The organism is Bacteroides sp. AM07-18 (assembly GCF_003602695.1).
Taxonomy (GTDB): Bacteria; Bacteroidota; Bacteroidia; order Bacteroidales; family Bacteroidaceae; genus Bacteroides; species Bacteroides uniformis.
In genome coordinates this window covers 619,315-636,961 of the sequence record NZ_QTLM01000001.1, presented here as the reverse complement: position 1 = coordinate 636,961, position 17,647 = coordinate 619,315, and the positions used below count along the sequence as shown (strand labels likewise).

Genomic DNA, 17,647 nt, shown 5'->3' with positions numbered 1-17,647 from the left:
TTGCAGTAGAATAAATCACTTTCACCTCGCTTTTTCGGTAATTCCTGTGGGTAATCTTTTTACATATATCCACAATGCCACCGCTGCCGTTACAAAAGCAAAGAAGTCCGATACCGGCATACATATCCAGATGCCGTCCAGCCCAAAGTAATGCGGGAATATCAGTAGTCCCGGCAACAGATACAGTAATTGGCGTGTCAGCGATAAGAAGATGCTGATTTTCGCTTTCCCGATGCTTTGGAAGAAATTGCCGATGACAATCTGTGCACCTACCAGCGGGAATATGGCTACGGCAATGCGTACGCCTCTGGAAGCAATATCTATCAACTCTTCATCACTGGTAAAGATGGCAGATATGGCATGGGGGAACAATTCGCAGATAAGGAAGCCTGTACTGGTGATACATACTCCGGCAATGATGGTCAAGCGCAGGGTAGCCTTCACACGGTCGTGCTTTTGCGCACCGAAGTTATAGCCTACAATCGGTTGCATTCCCATCGTCAGCCCCAATACAATCATTACATAGAGTACCAGCAGTCGGTTGATAATGCCATATGCCCCGATGGCCATATCGCCTCCGTACTGTTGGAGGCTGTTGTTTACGATAATCACAATGATACATGCCGTGACGTTCATCAGGAACGGTGACATACCGATGGATAATATACTGCTGATGATGCGTTTCTTCATCTTCCAGAACCCCCGTTGCAGACGTACCACACTTGTCTTTTGCAGGAAATGGCTCACTACCCACACCATGCCGATGAACTGCGAGATGACCGTTGCCGTTGCAGCTCCCCGTATTCCCCAGTCAAATTGGAAGATGAAAATGGGAGCGAGGATTATGTTGCAGACTACCGTTACCATAGACGTGAGCATCGCTTTCTTGGGATATCCCGTGGCACGCATGATATTGTTCAGGCCAATCATGGTATAAGTGACGGGGGTACCCAGTAATATTACCTGCATAAAGTCGCGTGCATATGGCAACGTATCATTGCTGGCACCGAAGAAGAGCAGAATATCATCCAGAAAGATGAATGAAACACTGCCGAATATGAATGCGTTGACCAGGCAGAACATCAGTGTGTTTCCCAATACTTCCGTTGCTCCGTCCAGGTCTTTCTGTCCCAACCGAATGGACGAAATGGTGGAGCCACCTGCCGATACCATCGTACAGAAAGCCACGACCAGATTCATCAGAGGGAAAGTAATGGCGAGTCCGGCAATGCCCATAGGACCTACGCCATGACCGATGAAAATGCTGTCGATGATGTTGTACAACGAAGTAATCGTCATGCCTATAATGGCCGGAATGGAGTACTGCACAAGCAGTTTGCCAATACGTTCGGTTCCTAATATATGCGCGTTGTTCATTTGATATGAGTCAATTAAGGAGCACAAAGGTATAAAATATTTGTTTGATTCGCAGATTATTCCCACCTTTGTACGCTATAATGTTTTGGTATTAACAGATTTAGGTAAAAGAAAGTTTATGGACACAACAAAAGCAACCGCCGTACTTTTTGATTTTGACGGCGTGGTGGTAGACACGGAAACACAGTACAGTCACTTCTGGCATGAAATGGGAAAGCAGTATTTGGGTATGGATGATATTGAAGGCAGGGTGAAGGGCCAGACGCTGGTCTATATTTATGATACCTTTTTTCCGGGCATGGCGAAGGAACAGGCCGAAATTACCGAACGGCTGAACCGCTTTGAACAGGAAATGTCATTCGACTTTATTCCCGGAGTGCTTGACTTCATTGCCGACCTACACCGGAATGGGGTGAAGACTGCCGTAGTGACCAGCTCCAACGAAGCGAAGATGGCAGCTGTCTATCGGGTTCATCCCGAAATAAAGACTCTTTTCGACCGTATCCTTACGGCCGAGATGTTTACGGCTTCCAAGCCTGCACCGGATTGTTTTCTGTTGGGTATGGAGGTTTTCGGCACAACTCCCGACACCACATATGTATTCGAGGATTCTTTCAACGGGCTGAAAGCCGGCATGGCTTCAGGAGCTACCGTTATAGGGTTGGCAACCACCAATTCCCGTGAAGACATAGCTCCGTTGTGTCATTATGTACTGGATGACTTTCAGGGATTCACTTACGATAAATTAACTCAATTGCACAAGTAATCAGAAAAAGGATTACCTTTGCGCCGAAAATTAAATTGAGTAATTGTAAATACTATCATGGGTTATATTTCAGACGACACTCGTAAAGTGACTACACATCGCCTTGTTGAAATGAAGCAAAGAGGCGAAAAGATATCAATGTTGACATCATATGACTATACTATGGCGCAGATTGTGGACGGTGCCGGGGTAGACGTGATTCTGGTGGGAGATTCCGCTTCCAATGTAATGGCAGGCAATGTCACCACGCTTCCCATCACGCTCGACCAGATGATTTATCATGGCAAATCCGTGGTTCGCGGTGTGAAGCGTGCCATGGTCATTGTCGACATGCCTTTCGGCTCTTATCAGGGCAACGAACTGGAGGGATTGGCTTCCGCTATCCGTATTATGAAAGAAAGCCATGCCGACGCCCTCAAACTGGAGGGAGGCGAGGAAATCATCGGTACGGTGAAGCGTATCCTCAGCGCCGGTATTCCCATCATGGGACATCTCGGACTGATGCCCCAATCCATCAACAAGTATGGAACATATACGGTCCGTGCCAAGGATGATGCCGAAGCCGAGAAACTGGTACGCGATGCGCATTTGCTGGAAGAAGCCGGATGCTTCGGACTGGTATTGGAGAAGATTCCTGCCGCATTGGCTGCCCGCGTGGCAAGCGAGCTGACTATACCCGTTATAGGCATCGGTGCCGGTGGCGATGTGGACGGCCAGGTGTTGGTGGTTCAGGATATGCTGGGTATGAATAACGGTTTTCGTCCCCGTTTCCTGCGTCGCTATGCCGACCTGCATACAGTGATGACGGATGCCATCAGCCGTTATGTATCCGATGTGAAGAATTTAGATTTCCCGAATGAGAAAGAACAGTACTAACAAACTCATGACACTCAATTTTTGGCGGATGTGTACGGCAAATCTGTTGCTGTTCATATCCGTCTATATGCTTTTCCCTTTGCTTCCTTTTGTGATGGGAGAGCAGTTGGGTGTTTCCGTCGGGCAGGCGGGCAGCATGTTTCTGGTCTTTGCGGTGGCCATGTTTGCTGTCGGTCCTTTCCATGCCTATCTGGTCGATGAATATAAAAGGAAACACGTGCTCCTTTACTCCGCACTCATTATGCTGGCGGCTGTTCTGGGATATGCCTTTGTGGATGGTTATACGAAATTTCTGCTGCTTGCCGCTGTGCAGGGAGCATGTTTCGGGCTGGCAACCACAGCGGGCATTACGGTGGCCATCGACATAACGACTTCCGCGCGCCGCAGCGCAGGAAACATGGTATATGCATGGGCTGCACGCTTGGGCATGCTGGTGGGTGTTGTGTTGGGCATTGGAATGTATAAGATGTATGGTTTCCGTATGGTGACCTATCTGTCCGTAGCGGCCGGACTGGCCAGCATATTTTTCGCATCGAGGGTATATGTGGCTTTCCGTGCTCCGATAGGCGTGTCGTTGTGCAATATGGACCGCTTCTTATTGCCGCGTGCATGGGTACCTGCCATCAATATGCTGTTGATTGCTTTTGTACCGGGAGCGTTGCTGCCACTGATGTTTGTGGGCGATTACTGGTCATTGGCGGCATTGGCTGTATTGGTGTTCATTACAGTCCCGTTCATGAAGATGTTCGTCAAGCTGTCGCACCATTGCCAGCGTGGAACGGCAAACACCACTTGCCATTTGTTCATGGAGGCAGGGCTGCTGGTGGGCATGGCTGTGGCTTGCCACCTGATGGACAAAGCGCAGATATACCATGTGGCGTCTGTTGCTGCTATGCTTGCCGTATTTTTCTTTGTACTGCTGACCTATCCTTATTATAAGAAGAAGCGGGTGAGGTAAGGGATAAATACAATCAATCCTATAATGGCCGCCGTTGCAGCACATACCAGTACTGCTCCGGCGGCTATGTCTTTTACTTGCCCTGCCACGGGATGCTGTTGGGGAGACACCAGGTCGACCAGCTTCTCAATGGCGGTATTGAACAGTTCGGCTGCTATCACCACTCCGATGCAGAGAATGATTATCATCCACTCCATGCGGGTAATGCCTAAAACGAATCCTGCAATGACTACCACAGCCGTAGCTATCAGATGGAAGTTCAGGTTCTGTTCTTTTCCTATGCAACACCGGATACCTTTCCAGGCATATCCGAAACTGCGCAACTGCTTTTTAAAGTCATACTTCATGGATTATAGTTGTTGCTTAATTCCTTGAAACCTGTTTCACTCCCTTTACTGTTCTCAGTTTCTTGACGAGCGCTTCCAGATGTCCCGTATCGCTCACCATGATGGTCAGTGTTCCGGAGAACAGCCCGTCATGCGAGTCAATGCCGATGCTTCTCAAAGTAATACCCGTTTCTTTGGAAATGATGGAAGTGATGTTGGTCACGATGCCGATGTCATCGTGTCCCACTACGCGCAGGGTGATGGGGTACTGTGTACCTTGTGACTTTCCGGCCCAGCGTGCCTTCACGATACGGTAGCCGAAACGTGAGTGCAAATCACTGGCATTGGGACAATCGCAACGGTGTATCTTGATACCTCCCGTCACACTGACAAAGCCGAATACATCATCTCCATAGATGGGATTGCAGCAGCGTGCCAACTTGAAATCCAATCCTTTCAGATTTTGATCAATGACCAGTACATCTTCTTTGGTACCTATCTCTTCCGGTATGCCTTGTTGAAGGTTATAGCCTTCAGCACTGCGGTAGACAATATCGTCGCGCGTATCATTTTCCCGTCTTTGCTGTTCCTGGTATTTGTCTATAATCTCGTTGACATCCAGTTCTTCATCGGCTATGGCTTGATAGAAGTCGGTCACTATCTTGAAACCGAGGCGCTTGATGAGGCGCATCATGGTTCCTTCATCATACTCTATCTTCCGGTTCTTGAACTTGCGTTCCAGGGTTTCCTTAGCGAAGGCGTGCTGGCGTGCAGCCATTTCCTTCAATGCCTGGCGTATTTTGGTGCGTGCCTTGGAGGTGGTTACGATGTTCAGCCAGTCCTGCTTGGGCGTCTGCGTATTCGATGTCATTATCTCCACCTGGTCACCGCTATGCAGCATTTGCTTCAGCTGTACATTCTTGCCGTTCACTTTTGCACCGATACATTTGCAGCCCAGTTTGCTATGGATGTGGAACGCAAAATCGAGCACGGTGGAGCCTTTGGCAAGTTTGAACAAATCACCTTTGGGGGTAAATACAAATACCTCGTCTTCGTACAAATCCAGTTTGAACTGGTCCATCGTTTCCAGTCCGTTGCTGTCCGAGCTCTCTAAGGCTTCGCGTACGGAAGTCAGCCATTCGTCAAGACCAGATTCACCTTTCACTCCTTTGTATCGCCAATGGGCGGCCAGGCCTCGTTCGGCAATATCATCCATGCGTTCGGTACGTATTTGTACTTCCACCCATTTGCCTTCGGGGCCCATCACGGTGATGTGCAGTGATTCATATCCGTTGCTTTTAGGTACGGACAGCCAGTCGCGTAGCCTTTTCGGGTTAGGCTGGTACATATCTGTTACGATGGAGTAGGCCTGCCAACATTCCAGTTTCTCCTTTTCCAGGCAAGAGTCCAGGATGACGCGGATGGCGAACAGGTCATACACGCCTTCGAAGGGGCATTTCTGCTTCTTCATTTTCTGGTAGATGGAGTGGATGGACTTGGTGCGTCCTTTAATATGGAACTTCAGTCCGGCTTCTTCGAGCTTCTTCTGTACCGGTGCAATGAAGGCGGCAATGTACTTGTCACGCGATGCCTTGGTCTCATTCAGTTTTTCCTTGATATGGTAGTAAACTTCCTTTTCTGTATATTTCAATGAGAGGTCTTCCAGTTCCGACTTCAATTTGTACAGACCCAGCTTATGGGCAAGGGGCGCATAGAGATAAGCCGCTTCGTTGGCTACCTGCCGACGGGCTTCATCGTTCTTGCAATCCTTTATCTGCCGCATGATGTTTACGCGGTCGGCAATCATGATGAGAATGACACGCATGTCTTCGGCGAAAGTCAGCAACAAGTTGCGGAAATTCTCGGACTCGATGGTAGGGCTTTTGGAATAAAGTTCGTTTACACGTATCAATCCCCGGATGATGCCTGCCACATCCTCGCCATAGATTTGCTCCACTTCCAGAGCGGTGCAAGTGCCGCAGCGCACGGAGTCGTGCAGCATGAGCCCCAGGATAGAAGCACGCTTCATTCCGATTTCTTCCGCTACAATGACAGCCGTCTGCATATCTTTGATGACGGGATTCAAACCGAATATATCACGCTGGATACGGTTGTTCTGTATAGTATTGACAAGATGTGTTTTCAGCTTTTTGCAGTCCCCCTTCTGGAGGGTTTCTCCGGAAAGTTGCAACAGTTTGCGGTAGAGCGAGAAGAGTAAATCTTTCTCTTTGATAGTGAAAAATTCATCAGTTTCCATAATCGTCCGTATTTTATGCTTCAAAGGTAAGTTTTTTCTTCATTTTCTTGACGGCAGTTCTGCTTTTTTTGTATTTTTGGGCATGAATTAATAAAACAAGATATTATGATAACACCGCAAGACAAAGAGTTGCTCGAAAATAAAGGCATCTCCGAAGAACAAATAGCCGAACAGTTGGCTTGTTTCGAAAAAGGTTTTCCATACTTGAAGCTGTCTGCCGCCGCTTCTGTAGAAAAGGGTATACTGGCTCCGGATACGGATGAACAGAAGAAATACCTGGATGCCTGGGAGGCATATACACAAACCGATAAAGTGGTGGTGAAGTTTGTGCCTGCTTCGGGTGCTGCCAGCCGTATGTTCAAGAACTTGTTTGAATTTCTCGGGGCAGACTATGACACTCCCCAGACAAACTTTGAAAAGACTTTCTTTGAGAAAATAGAGAAGTTTGCCTTCTATGATGACTTGAATACCGCTTGCCAGAGGACTGCCGGAAAGGATATACCGACTTTGGTTGCCGCCGGAAACTACAAGGCGGTTGTTGCTGCCTTACTCGAAGGGGCCGGACTGAACTATGGTGCTCTGCCCAAAGGATTGCTTAAGTTCCATAAGTATGAAGACGGTAGCCGCACGCCGCTGGAAGAGCACTTGGTAGAAGGAGCATTGTATGCTGCCAATAAGAACGGTAAGGTGAATGTGCATTTCACGGTTTCGCCCGAACATCGTGCCTTGTTCAAGGCTTTGGTAGACGAAAAGGCTGCCGCTTATGCAAAGAAGTATGGGGTGGATTATAACATCTCTTTTTCGGAACAGAAGCCGAGCACCGATACCATTGCCGCCGATATGGAAAACAAACCCTTCCGCGACAATGGCAAATTGTTGTTCCGTCCCGGCGGTCATGGCGCCTTGATTGAAAACTTGAATGACCTTGATGCGGATATTATCTTCATAAAGAATATCGACAATGTGGTACCCGACAAGCTGAAGGGTGACACCGTATTATATAAGAAACTGATTGCCGGTGTGCTGGTAGCTTTGCAGCAGAAGGCATTTGCCTATTTGCAGTTGCTTGACAGCGGGATATATACACACGAACAAATTCTTGAAATCCTGCAATTCCTGCAGAAGCAACTTTATTGCAAGAACCCGGAGACGAAGAATCTGGAGGATGCCGAACTGGTGATATACCTGAAAGAAAAACTGAACCGTCCGATGCGCGTCTGCGGTATGGTGAAGAACGTAGGCGAACCGGGTGGAGGTCCGTTCTTGGCATACAACAGTGACGGCACTATCTCTCTGCAGATTCTGGAAAGTTCGCAGATTGATATGAACGATCCGGAAAAGAAGGAAATGTTTGAAAAGGGTACCCATTTCAATCCGGTGGATTTGGTTTGCGCCGTACGTGACTATAAAGGACATAAGTTCAATCTCGTGAAGTATGTGGATAAAGCCACGGGGTTCATCTCCTATAAGTCCAAGAACGGCAAGGACTTGAAGGCGCTTGAACTTCCCGGTTTGTGGAACGGTGCCATGAGTGATTGGAACACTGTATTTGTAGAAGTGCCTCTGACTACATTCAATCCGGTAAAGACGGTGAATGACTTGTTGAGAGAACAACACCAATAAGGGGATTTACGATTGGACGATTTACGATGTACGATTGGGATTGCTTTTGCTCGTGGCGGTTTGTTATTTAAAGTAACTCTAATCGTACATCGTACATCGTCTAATCGTAAATATATAAAATTGTAAATAAAAGAATTGATGAAAAAGATTTTATTGTTGGGTTCCGGTGAGTTGGGCAAGGAGTTTGTTATTTCCGCCCAACGCAAAGGTCAGTATATTATTGCTTGCGACTCGTATGCCGGAGCGCCTGCCATGCAAGTGGCAGATGAATGTGAAGTATTCAGCATGCTCGATGGAGATGCTTTGGAACGCGTGGTACGCAAACACCAGCCGGATATTATTGTTCCGGAAATCGAGGCTATCCGTACGGAACGTCTGTACGATTTCGAGAAAGAAGGTATTCAAGTGGTGCCCAGTGCACGCGCCGTGAACTTTACCATGAACCGTAAGGCCATACGCGACCTTGCAGCTAAAGAACTGGGATTGAAGACTGCCAACTATTTTTATGCCAAATCTCTGGATGAACTGAAAGCTGCTGCTGAAAAGATAGGTTTCCCGTGTGTGGTGAAACCGCTGATGTCCTCTTCCGGCAAAGGCCAGTCTCTCGTAAAGAGTGCCGACGAACTGGAGCATGCTTGGGAATATGGCTGTAATGGTAGCCGTGGAGACATCAAAGAACTTATCATTGAGGAATTCATCAAGTTCGACAGTGAGATAACATTGCTCACCGTAACGCAGAAGAATGGCCCGACCTTGTTCTGTCCGCCTATCGGTCATGTACAGAAGGGCGGGGACTATCGCGAAAGCTTCCAGCCTGCCCATATTGACCCTGCCCACTTGAAGGAGGCGCAGGATATGGCAGAGAAAGTGACCCGTGCCTTGACCGGTGCCGGATTGTGGGGAGTGGAATTCTTTCTCAGCCATGAGAACGGTGTCTATTTCTCCGAACTCTCTCCACGTCCGCACGATACGGGCATGGTAACTCTGGCCGGAACGCAGAATCTGAATGAGTTTGAATTGCATTGCCGTGCGGTGCTTGGTCTGCCTATCCCTGGCATCAAGCAGGAGCGTATAGGAGCCAGTGCGGTTATCCTCTCTCCGATAGCCAGCCAGGAACGTCCCAATTATCGTGGTATGGAAGAGGTTACGAAAGAAGAGGACACTTATCTGCGTATTTTCGGTAAGCCTACTACCCGCGTAAACCGCCGTATGGGTGTAGTGCTGTGTTATGCACCTCTTGACAGTGATCTTGACACGCTGCGCGACAAAGCGAAGCGTATTGCTGATAGGGTAGAGGTATATTAATGATTAGTGATGAATGATTGGTGATTTGTTGATGAATGGATACCATCAACAAATCACCAATCGTCAGTATTAATCATTGAAAAAGAGTCCGGGATAAATCTCTCCTCCAAGTTCTGTTACATCGAGGCTTTGTAATAGTTTTCCATCCGGAGCATAGAACAGTTGGAATTCTTCATCGGAATTGTATTGTTCCACCTCAATTATTATCACTGTGGGATGTTTGGGAAAGGTGATGATTCTTATATCCCTTAATCTCATGCCGGTCATTGTACTGCTCATGAATGCTTCTGCCACGGGAGCCGGCACTTTTTCCAGTGACTCTACATCCGTTTCAGTCATAACCCACTCCGCTTGTTTATTGAACCAGACATCAATTTCCTGACCATCTGCAATAAATTCTGCCACGTAGCAACCGGCCATTTGCTCCCATTCCACATCCGTTGCTTGAGGATAGAGCTTTAGAAAAGCTGTTTGTATATTTGCAGGAAGACGCCCTTCCGCAAAGGCGGACACTGACAACAAGACGAGTAGTCCTGCCAGAATACCGAATTTGAACTTTTTCATAATCAAGGTTGTTTTGAGTTTTCTGTAAGAACAACCTTGTTGTATTTTTGTTTCCGGAAATCAGTATATTGGTTGATGCATTTTTAAATATCAGTGAGCCGGCCTTTGTATACAAAAGCTTTTTCTCCGAAATCCACTTCCGGCAGTACGGCACCTTCCTTGAATAATCCGTAAACAGATGACCCCGAACCACTCATGGAGGCATATACAGCTCCTTGCCGGTACATCTCTTCCTTGATTTCTCCAATAGCCGGGAATTGGGGGAATACGCTTTCTTCAAAGTCATTGACCATTCGTCCGTTCCATTCTTCTACGGGAAGTTGGGCAATTTCTTTCAGGGACATTTCCGGATGATGCGGTTTTATCTTTGCAAAGGCATCCCGTGTAGAGACGAAAATGTCCGGTTTTACCAACCATATCCGGTATCCTTTCAATGAAAGCGGAAGGGGAGAAAAGATATTTCCGATACCTTCTGCGTAAGTCGGACGGTTTTTGATGAAGAAGGCACAATCGGCACCCAGCTTGGCGGCATACTCTTCCAGAGTGTCATCCGGCAGTCCGAGTTCAAACTTGTCGTTCAGCAGTTTCAGCATGAAGGCTGCATCGGCCGAGCCGCCACCCAGTCCGGCTCCCGAGGGAATATGCTTGAAGAGATGGATGTCTACCGGAGGAAGGTTGAACCGGTCGTCCAGCAACTTGTAGGCTTTCACTACCAGGTTGCTCTCTGCTTTTCCCTCAATTTCCAGACCTGCCTGATGCAGACGGAACTTGCCGTTTCCTTCGTTCAAGACATTTATTTCCAAAGCATCTTCTATGGGAACCGGATAGAAAATGGTTTCCAGATTATGGTATCCGTCCGGACGCTTCTCTGTGATATTCAGTCCCAAGTTTATTTTGGCATTTGGAAAAGTCAGCATGGCGTTGAAAATTAAGAATTAATAATTTAAAATTAAAAGGAGAAGCTATTGGAGTGCAGCTTCCAAAGACAAAGTTAGTGATTTCTGTTCATAGTAGATTGAAAACTTAACAATGATTTATTTACTGCTTATAAATAAATTCGCTTATCTTTGCCATACGAGCGAAGATAGGCTGCACCTCAACATAACTTTTTCATGCAAGCATGAAAGTTATGTATTCGGTTTGCACTATCTTTGCTTCCCCTTTCTAAAAAGGGAAGTTCATTTAATTTTTAATTTTCATTTTTTAATTCTTAAAGTGGCAGAACAAAGAAGAACATCCCGTACTCCGAAAGGAAAGGCACCACAGCCCGTAACAGACTACGGACGTATCCAGCCGCAAGCGCCGGAGCTGGAAGAAGCTGTCTTGGGAGCCTTGATGATTGAGAAGGACTCTTATTCGCTGGTAAGTGAAATTCTTCGTCCGGAGTCATTCTATGAGCATAGACATCAGTTGATATATTCCGCTATTACCGATTTGGCCGTGAATCAGAAGCCGGTCGATATCCTCACCGTGAAGGAGCAGCTTTCCAAGCGGGGAGAATTGGAGGAAGTGGGCGGCCCGTTCTATATTACCCAACTTAGCAGTAAGGTGGCATCTTCTGCACACATCGAATACCATGCACGTATCATTGCGCAGAAAGCTTTGGCACGTGAATTGATTACTTTTACCAGTAATATCCAGAGCAAGGCTTTCGACGAGACGCTGGACGTGGACGACCTGATGCAGGAGGCCGAAGGAAAGCTGTTCGAGATTTCCCAGCAGAACATGAAGAAGGATTATACACAAATTAATCCCGTCATTGCCGAAGCCTATGATTTGATTCAGAAAGCTGCCGCCCGTACCGATGGTTTGAGTGGCTTGGAAAGTGGGTATACCAAGCTGGACAAGATGACTTCCGGATGGCAGAAGTCCGACCTCATCATTATTGCAGCCCGTCCTGCCATGGGTAAAACGGCGTTCGTACTTTCCATGGCAAAAAACATTGCCGTGAATTTCCGCAATCCCGTAGCACTGTTCTCGCTTGAAATGAGTAACGTGCAGCTGGTGAACCGTCTGATATCCAACGTGTGCGAGATTCCGAGTGAGAAAATCAAGAGTGGCCAGTTGGCAGACTATGAATGGCAGCAGTTGGATTACAAACTGCGTGACTTGCTGGATGCTCCGCTTTATGTGGACGATACGCCTTCTTTGTCGGTATTCGAACTCCGTACGAAGGCACGGCGTCTGGTACGTGAACACGGAGTGAAGATTATCATCATCGACTACCTTCAGCTGATGAATGCAAGCGGAATGTCTTTTGGTAGCCGTCAGGAGGAAGTCAGTACCATTTCGCGTTCATTGAAAGGTTTGGCCAAGGAGCTGAACATTCCTATCATCGCCTTGTCGCAGTTGAACCGTGGTGTGGAGAACCGTGAAGGCGAGGAAGGCAAGCGTCCCCAGTTGAGTGACCTTCGTGAATCCGGTGCCATCGAGCAGGATGCCGATATGGTGTGCTTCATCCACCGTCCCGAATATTACAAGATTTATACTTCTGCCGATGGCAGTGACTTGCGCGGTATGGCGGAAATCATCATAGCAAAGCACCGTAACGGTGCCGTGGGGGATGTGCGTCTGAGATTTATCGGACAGTACACCCGTTTCCAGAATCCGGAGGATGATATGGTTATCCCACCTCCGACAGAGGGTGGAGGAGCTACATTCGGTTCACGTATGAATGCGCCTATCGGAAGTACGGCAACACCGCCACCTCCATCGGCTGCTGATTTTCCGCCACAGACGGACAACCCGTTTGGAGGTGTGGGGTCGGACGGGCCATTACCTTTCTGATGTATTTTTATGGCTACACCCTTTGCCTTGAATGCCTATACCATCGTAGAGTGATGGCTACACCTTTAGGTACAAAGGGTGTAGCCATGTTAAATACTGTATTTGAGCCTATTTACTTATTCTAAAACCTTCAATGTGGACAGTAAGAACGTCAATTTTACTTTTGCTCCCTTTTCCGTTTTGATTGTGCCTCGGGCATCTGCTGTTCTGTGTTTATTTTATCAGAGGATAGAGTATCTTGTTTTATTTCTTGTTCCTTTCTCAGCCGGTTGAGTTTCCATCTGTTCCAGAAAAGGAGCTCACTCCATTTGTTGAAATCCTTTTTGAAGATAATGCCAATACCTTGTGTTGTCAGATTTGTCCGGGTGTAGTAGCGGTCGTTCGTTTCGTTGTACGCTTTCAGGCGGATGTCTCCGGAACGGTTGACGAGCCATTCTGCTTCAAAGTCTCCCACAAAATTGGTATTTGCCATCGGATTGTCACGATAGCCAAAATTACCATTGATAAGTAGTCGGTTATTCAATAATTGCCCCGAAAGCATGGTCTCGAACTCCATGTCTGTCCAGCCTCTTTCACCGGTACTGAAATTGGTGCCGAAGTTCCAGTTATTAACATCGAGAATGTTCGATAAAGCGTTATTCAACTGTCCGGAAAGGGTGGATGAAACAACACTGGACATCATATTCGAATTCTGGGTGGCTCCCAAGTTTTCCGGGGTATAGAACTTGCCGATAGCCAACAGATAGAGTATCTGCATGTTCATTTGCTCGTCAGTAGGAATATAGTTACGGACAATGGCCTGCACTTCATCGCGTTCGTTGGGCAGCTCGATGTCGAATTTTACATCGGGTGAAGTCAATTGTCCGGTAAGGTCCATCATACAGTTCACTTTTACATTTGTCTGGCTGATGTAGCCGGAGGTTGCCTCGTTGGGCATTAGGTCATTTAAGGATGCTGAGTTGACCGTATAGCCTGCTTTTATGTCCAGAGTGGCATCCAGCGGCGAACCGTTGAATGTAATGGTACTTCCATCCCTGATAATAAAGTCCTTTCGGATAACCTCTTGCAGACTGAATTTATAGACTCCCTGGTTTATCCGGTAACTGCCGAACATTTTTACATCTCCTTTATTGAAGAACTCAGTACGGATATTTCCGGTTCCCCGTCCACTGATATAGTCGCCGGCGATAGGGTCCATGATAATCTTCATGGTAGCGTCGGAGGTGGCGTCTACCAAGAGATTCAGCCGGATGTCAGTGTCGCTCTCTTTCTCTTCCTCGATTTCCTTTTGGGCAATCTCGTAGTCGGAAAGGCGAACAGAGTCTTGTACGGCACGGCGTGGCGTCTTGTCCACAAACTTGATGAACTGGTTGCTGACTGCTGTAGATACGTTATCCTTTATATAGGTAAAGGTGGTGTTACGATTGGTAGTCATTGCAACGTCAATGTTAACGCCATCTTGGGCATTACCGGCAATAGTGGCATTCCCCGTACCGTAGACGGTGCCGTAGAAGGGATAGTCCGGTGATTCTTTGGTATTCATCACCAGCATGTCGTTGACATTGAAATTGAAACGGTACTCCAGGTTCTTGAAATGCTGATATTGCAGATAGCCGCTCATGCTGCCTTGATGCCCTTGCGTGTCGAAAATGCGGTTGTTGCGGAAGGTCAACCCGCCGGGCTCGATGTAGATGCTGTCTTTGACGGAGAAAGTGGTGTTGAGCACGTCTACCTTCATGGAAGCATCGCCGAATACACGCCCTTCCATGGTGAGAGCCTTGAATTTGCCATAGAAATGTACATGGCCGGTGGCACGTCCGTTGAATTCGGGCGTGATGCTGCTCATATAATGATGTATAAACTTCAAGTTGGTACCGCCCGCTTCAATTTGGAGATCCAATGAACTGGTGGGCTTCAAGGGATAGACATAGCCATACACATGGCTTTTGGCGATATCTTTCTCCCGGATATGGGCATCCAGATAGATGCCCTTCACGTCGTGGTGCCATTCTCCGTGTATGTTGGCATCACCCAGCAAGCCTTCGTTCAATCCGAGATTGCGGATAAACAAGTCGGTGCTCATGACGGGGGTTTCCAGTACTCCGCTGGCGAAAGCCGGACCGGTGGCTTCTCCTTTGAAATTGACTCCGAGGTCTGCAATGTCGAACACATAACCGATGTTGATTTCCTTCAAATCCAGACGTACTGTATCTTCGGGTTGTGGTGAAACGATACCATTGATACGCAAGTGCCGGTCTTTATGGCTGAAGTAGAAATCATTGACATACACTTTGCCGGAGTCGAGTACCACTTGGGAGGGATGTATATCCCATAGCGTATCGTTCAGTATCACGTTGGTGGGCTGGACATCAATGACGGTTTTTAAGGGGGGAAGTTTCCTCTTGTTTTCATTCGCTTCTTTCTGTTCACGGATGAAGTGGGCGACGGCGGCGAGTTTCCCGCTGTAGGTTACAGTGCTGCTGTTACCCCAGTTCAGCGTGGTCTGTATGCTGTTGTTCTGGGCTTGCGCTTCTAAAGCTATATTGACAGCGCCGCTTGATTTGCGGTTGCTGAAGCGTAGGCGTGTATGGAACTGGTCACCGGGATTCTCGCAAAGGAACATTCCGGATTCGATGAATTTGTTTTCATAGCGGAGACGGGGAAAATAGCCTTCTACACGGAGTCGCTGTGCCTTGTCATTGAAGTATCCTTTAATGGTGGAATGGGTATATACTTTTACCGGAATCTGAAAGACAGTGGAGAGTAGTTCCGTATTGTAAATGTGCATGTCGAAATGGAAATTGTTCTCCGTCTCTATGGGTTTCTTGTCTGGCAGAATCAAGGCGGGGATATAACGACGCATGATATTCAGTACACTGGCAGGCAGGGTACGATAAGAATAATCGCCTTCTATGCTACCTTGGAGAAAGTTGGATTGGATGGTCAGCCGTTTCTGGTCTTCGCTTTCTCTGATGGCGGATATCTTCAGATTGTCCAGGAAGTATTGTGTTTCCGGAGCTGCGAACAGTAAGCTGTCAACGTTGATTTCACCGTTCATCTCGTCAATGGAACCGCCGGTGAAGTCAGCCTTGACTTTGACTGATATTTCCGTATCTTCATAGTTGGGTGTCAGATGTAGGGCATGAGGACGAAATTTGTCGATGCTTGCCTGAAAGTTGAAAGTCGGTACCCGACTGGCGGTATTGATGGTACCGTTCAAAATAACAGAACCATTGGTGTCATCCAAGGCGACTTTTCCCGTGAAGCCTCCCTGCTTGTATTCTCCATCCAGGGTGATATTTTCGTAATTGTAGTCGCTGTAATCAATGGAGGCAACCAGCCCTTTCAGCAGTACGGATGGGTATTGGTTTTCGTAATGGCTGCTGTTGACATCCAGATTGAAAGTTACTTTACCCAGTTTTTTGTTACCCAGCATCTTGCCCAGCTCAAACTCTTTGGTTTTCACTGCACCGGAATAGGCAAAATAACCTTTATCTTTGTTAGAACTTAGTTTTACGTCAGTTTGGATGGTTCCGATGTCAGTGCGTACTTGTCCGTAAGTTACGAGGTCTGTGAAGTAGCCCGATACTTCTCCACGGAAGGAAACCGTTCCTAAGTGTTGCAGGACGGGAGGTACTCCATTATAGTTCTTGCTGAAATTCCGGACAAAGAAGGCAATTCCTTCCGGGGCTGCGTACAAATTGGACAAATTGCCGAATATATAAGCATTTTCCGGATGGGAAAGGTCTTGTAGTGATACGTCTCCCCTCAGATAAAAATGATTTCCGACAGAGACGGAAAGGTGCGGGCAATTCAGTTGATTGACAGTGCCGTCTGTCTGTACCTCTACTTGCAATTTTTCCTTAAAAGAACCAAAAGCCGGAACAAAAGCCGATAAATCCTGCAAGGCGATTTGAGAGGGCAGCAAATGGAATGAGAAACGGACATCTTGGGCAAGATTGTCAAACGCCCCCAGACTGTCATAATCCATGTGTATAGTATCCATTGCCAAAGAGGTGTTGGGGAGGTCGATGGCGAAATTTTCGATTTTCATCCGTTGGTCATTACCGATAACCTTTAGGCTTAGTTTCTTCAATTCAAATCCGGAATGTTCTTCTTCGATGCTCAGACGCTTGATGGCAGCATTGATAGAATCATTTTGCAATGCTTTTAGGGAGATGTTTGCAATAATGTTACGCAAGCGGAGATGCTGTGGATTGAACTTTCCCGGAGTCTCTTTCTCGGACAGCACATCATATGAAACCTTTCCGCGGCGTATCAGTAAGGAATTGATACGGAGATCCAGGTTGTTTTTCTTTTGAACCGTATCTTTGGATGCGAATGCGTCGAGTACAAACTGAAAATTAGGTTTATCCTTGGGAGTCTGCTTGTTCAGATTGATGTTAAAGCCGAACAATTGTATGTTACTGATGGATATTTTGCCGCTGAATAGGGGGAGAATATCGAATTTGGCAGAAAGACGGGTCACCTTCAGCATTTCCTTGCCGGACTGGTCGTCCAGGAGCAGATCGTCGATGATGATGCGGTTCAGCAATCCTATGTTTATTCGCCCAATGGAAATCTTGCTGTCCAGTATGGAAGCCAGTTCATTGGCAACAAATACAGACATTTGTCGCTGAACGGATGGAATGTTTAGCAACAATATGGTACCGATATACAATCCCAATACAATACCGAGTACCCAGCGTACTGTTTTTTTTAGCTTTCTGATAGGCGGTTAATTTTTATAATCAGCCAACAAAAATATGAAATAATACGTTATGAATCGTACTTTTATCACTACTTTT

General features: G+C 47.1%; 12 protein-coding genes. 6 read left to right on the top strand and 6 right to left on the bottom strand.

Going from position 1 to position 17,647, the window contains the following annotated elements; genetic code table 11:
- Nucleotides 1-21: 21 nt before the first annotated feature.
- A complete protein-coding gene (locus DW096_RS02915) occupies nucleotides 22-1,377 on the bottom strand; it encodes an MATE family efflux transporter (protein ID WP_118931218.1) in 1,356 nt (451 codons plus the stop codon).
- Nucleotides 1,378-1,495: 118 nt separating this feature from the next.
- Between DW096_RS02915 and DW096_RS02910 the strand changes: the two genes are divergently transcribed.
- From DW096_RS02910 to DW096_RS02900, 3 genes are read left to right on the top strand one after another with little or no spacing between them, the layout of a single operon-like run.
- A complete protein-coding gene (locus DW096_RS02910) occupies nucleotides 1,496-2,143 on the top strand; it encodes an HAD family phosphatase (RefSeq protein WP_005827705.1) in 648 nt (215 codons plus the stop codon).
- 54 nt (nucleotides 2,144-2,197) lie between these two features.
- The gene (gene panB, locus DW096_RS02905; protein ID WP_025832138.1) at nucleotides 2,198-3,019 is read left to right on the top strand and encodes a 3-methyl-2-oxobutanoate hydroxymethyltransferase; all 822 of its coding nucleotides are present in this window, start codon (nucleotides 2,198-2,200) and stop codon (nucleotides 3,017-3,019) included.
- On the top strand, nucleotides 3,000-3,977 hold the full coding sequence (locus DW096_RS02900) for an MFS transporter (protein ID WP_057281042.1): 978 nt from the start codon (nucleotides 3,000-3,002) through the stop codon (nucleotides 3,975-3,977). Before panB ends, DW096_RS02900 begins: the two co-directional genes overlap by 20 nt.
- Here the strand turns inward: DW096_RS02900 and DW096_RS02895 are convergent.
- Together DW096_RS02895 and DW096_RS02890 are read right to left on the bottom strand one after the other, a co-directional pair.
- The gene (locus DW096_RS02895; RefSeq protein ID WP_057253034.1) at nucleotides 3,953-4,324 is read right to left on the bottom strand and encodes a diacylglycerol kinase family protein; all 372 of its coding nucleotides are present in this window, start codon (nucleotides 4,322-4,324) and stop codon (nucleotides 3,953-3,955) included. The two genes, DW096_RS02900 and DW096_RS02895, sit on opposite strands and share 25 nt — an antisense overlap.
- A gap of 16 nt (nucleotides 4,325-4,340) precedes the next feature.
- On the bottom strand, nucleotides 4,341-6,560 hold the full coding sequence (locus DW096_RS02890) for a bifunctional (p)ppGpp synthetase/guanosine-3',5'-bis(diphosphate) 3'-pyrophosphohydrolase (protein ID WP_005827714.1): 2,220 nt from the start codon (nucleotides 6,558-6,560) through the stop codon (nucleotides 4,341-4,343).
- A gap of 105 nt (nucleotides 6,561-6,665) precedes the next feature.
- On the opposite strand from DW096_RS02890, the gene DW096_RS02885 reads away from it, so the two are divergent.
- Together DW096_RS02885 and purT are read left to right on the top strand one after the other, a co-directional pair.
- A complete protein-coding gene (locus DW096_RS02885) occupies nucleotides 6,666-8,183 on the top strand; it encodes a DUF4301 family protein (RefSeq protein ID WP_118931217.1) in 1,518 nt (505 codons plus the stop codon).
- Between the two features lie 138 nt (nucleotides 8,184-8,321).
- Nucleotides 8,322-9,488, top strand: a complete 1,167-nt coding sequence (gene purT / locus DW096_RS02880) for a formate-dependent phosphoribosylglycinamide formyltransferase (protein WP_118931216.1) — start codon at nucleotides 8,322-8,324, stop codon at nucleotides 9,486-9,488.
- Between the two features lie 69 nt (nucleotides 9,489-9,557).
- Here purT and DW096_RS02875 read toward each other — a convergent pair whose 3' ends face one another.
- Together DW096_RS02875 and ispE are read right to left on the bottom strand one after the other, a co-directional pair.
- Nucleotides 9,558-10,052 (bottom strand): PepSY-like domain-containing protein, encoded by a 495-nt coding sequence (locus DW096_RS02875; protein WP_118931215.1) that lies wholly within the window; start codon nucleotides 10,050-10,052, stop codon nucleotides 9,558-9,560.
- Between the two features lie 83 nt (nucleotides 10,053-10,135).
- Complete coding sequence (ispE, locus tag DW096_RS02870; protein ID WP_118931214.1) at nucleotides 10,136-10,969, bottom strand: 4-(cytidine 5'-diphospho)-2-C-methyl-D-erythritol kinase; 834 nt, start codon at nucleotides 10,967-10,969, stop codon at nucleotides 10,136-10,138.
- Between the two features lie 298 nt (nucleotides 10,970-11,267).
- Between ispE and dnaB the strand changes: the two genes are divergently transcribed.
- The gene (gene dnaB, locus DW096_RS02865) at nucleotides 11,268-12,839 is read left to right on the top strand and encodes a replicative DNA helicase (protein WP_118931222.1); all 1,572 of its coding nucleotides are present in this window, start codon (nucleotides 11,268-11,270) and stop codon (nucleotides 12,837-12,839) included.
- A gap of 157 nt (nucleotides 12,840-12,996) precedes the next feature.
- Here dnaB and DW096_RS02860 read toward each other — a convergent pair whose 3' ends face one another.
- A complete protein-coding gene (locus DW096_RS02860; RefSeq protein WP_120028666.1) occupies nucleotides 12,997-17,469 on the bottom strand; it encodes a translocation/assembly module TamB domain-containing protein in 4,473 nt (1,490 codons plus the stop codon).
- Between the last annotated feature and the right edge of the window lie 178 nt (nucleotides 17,470-17,647).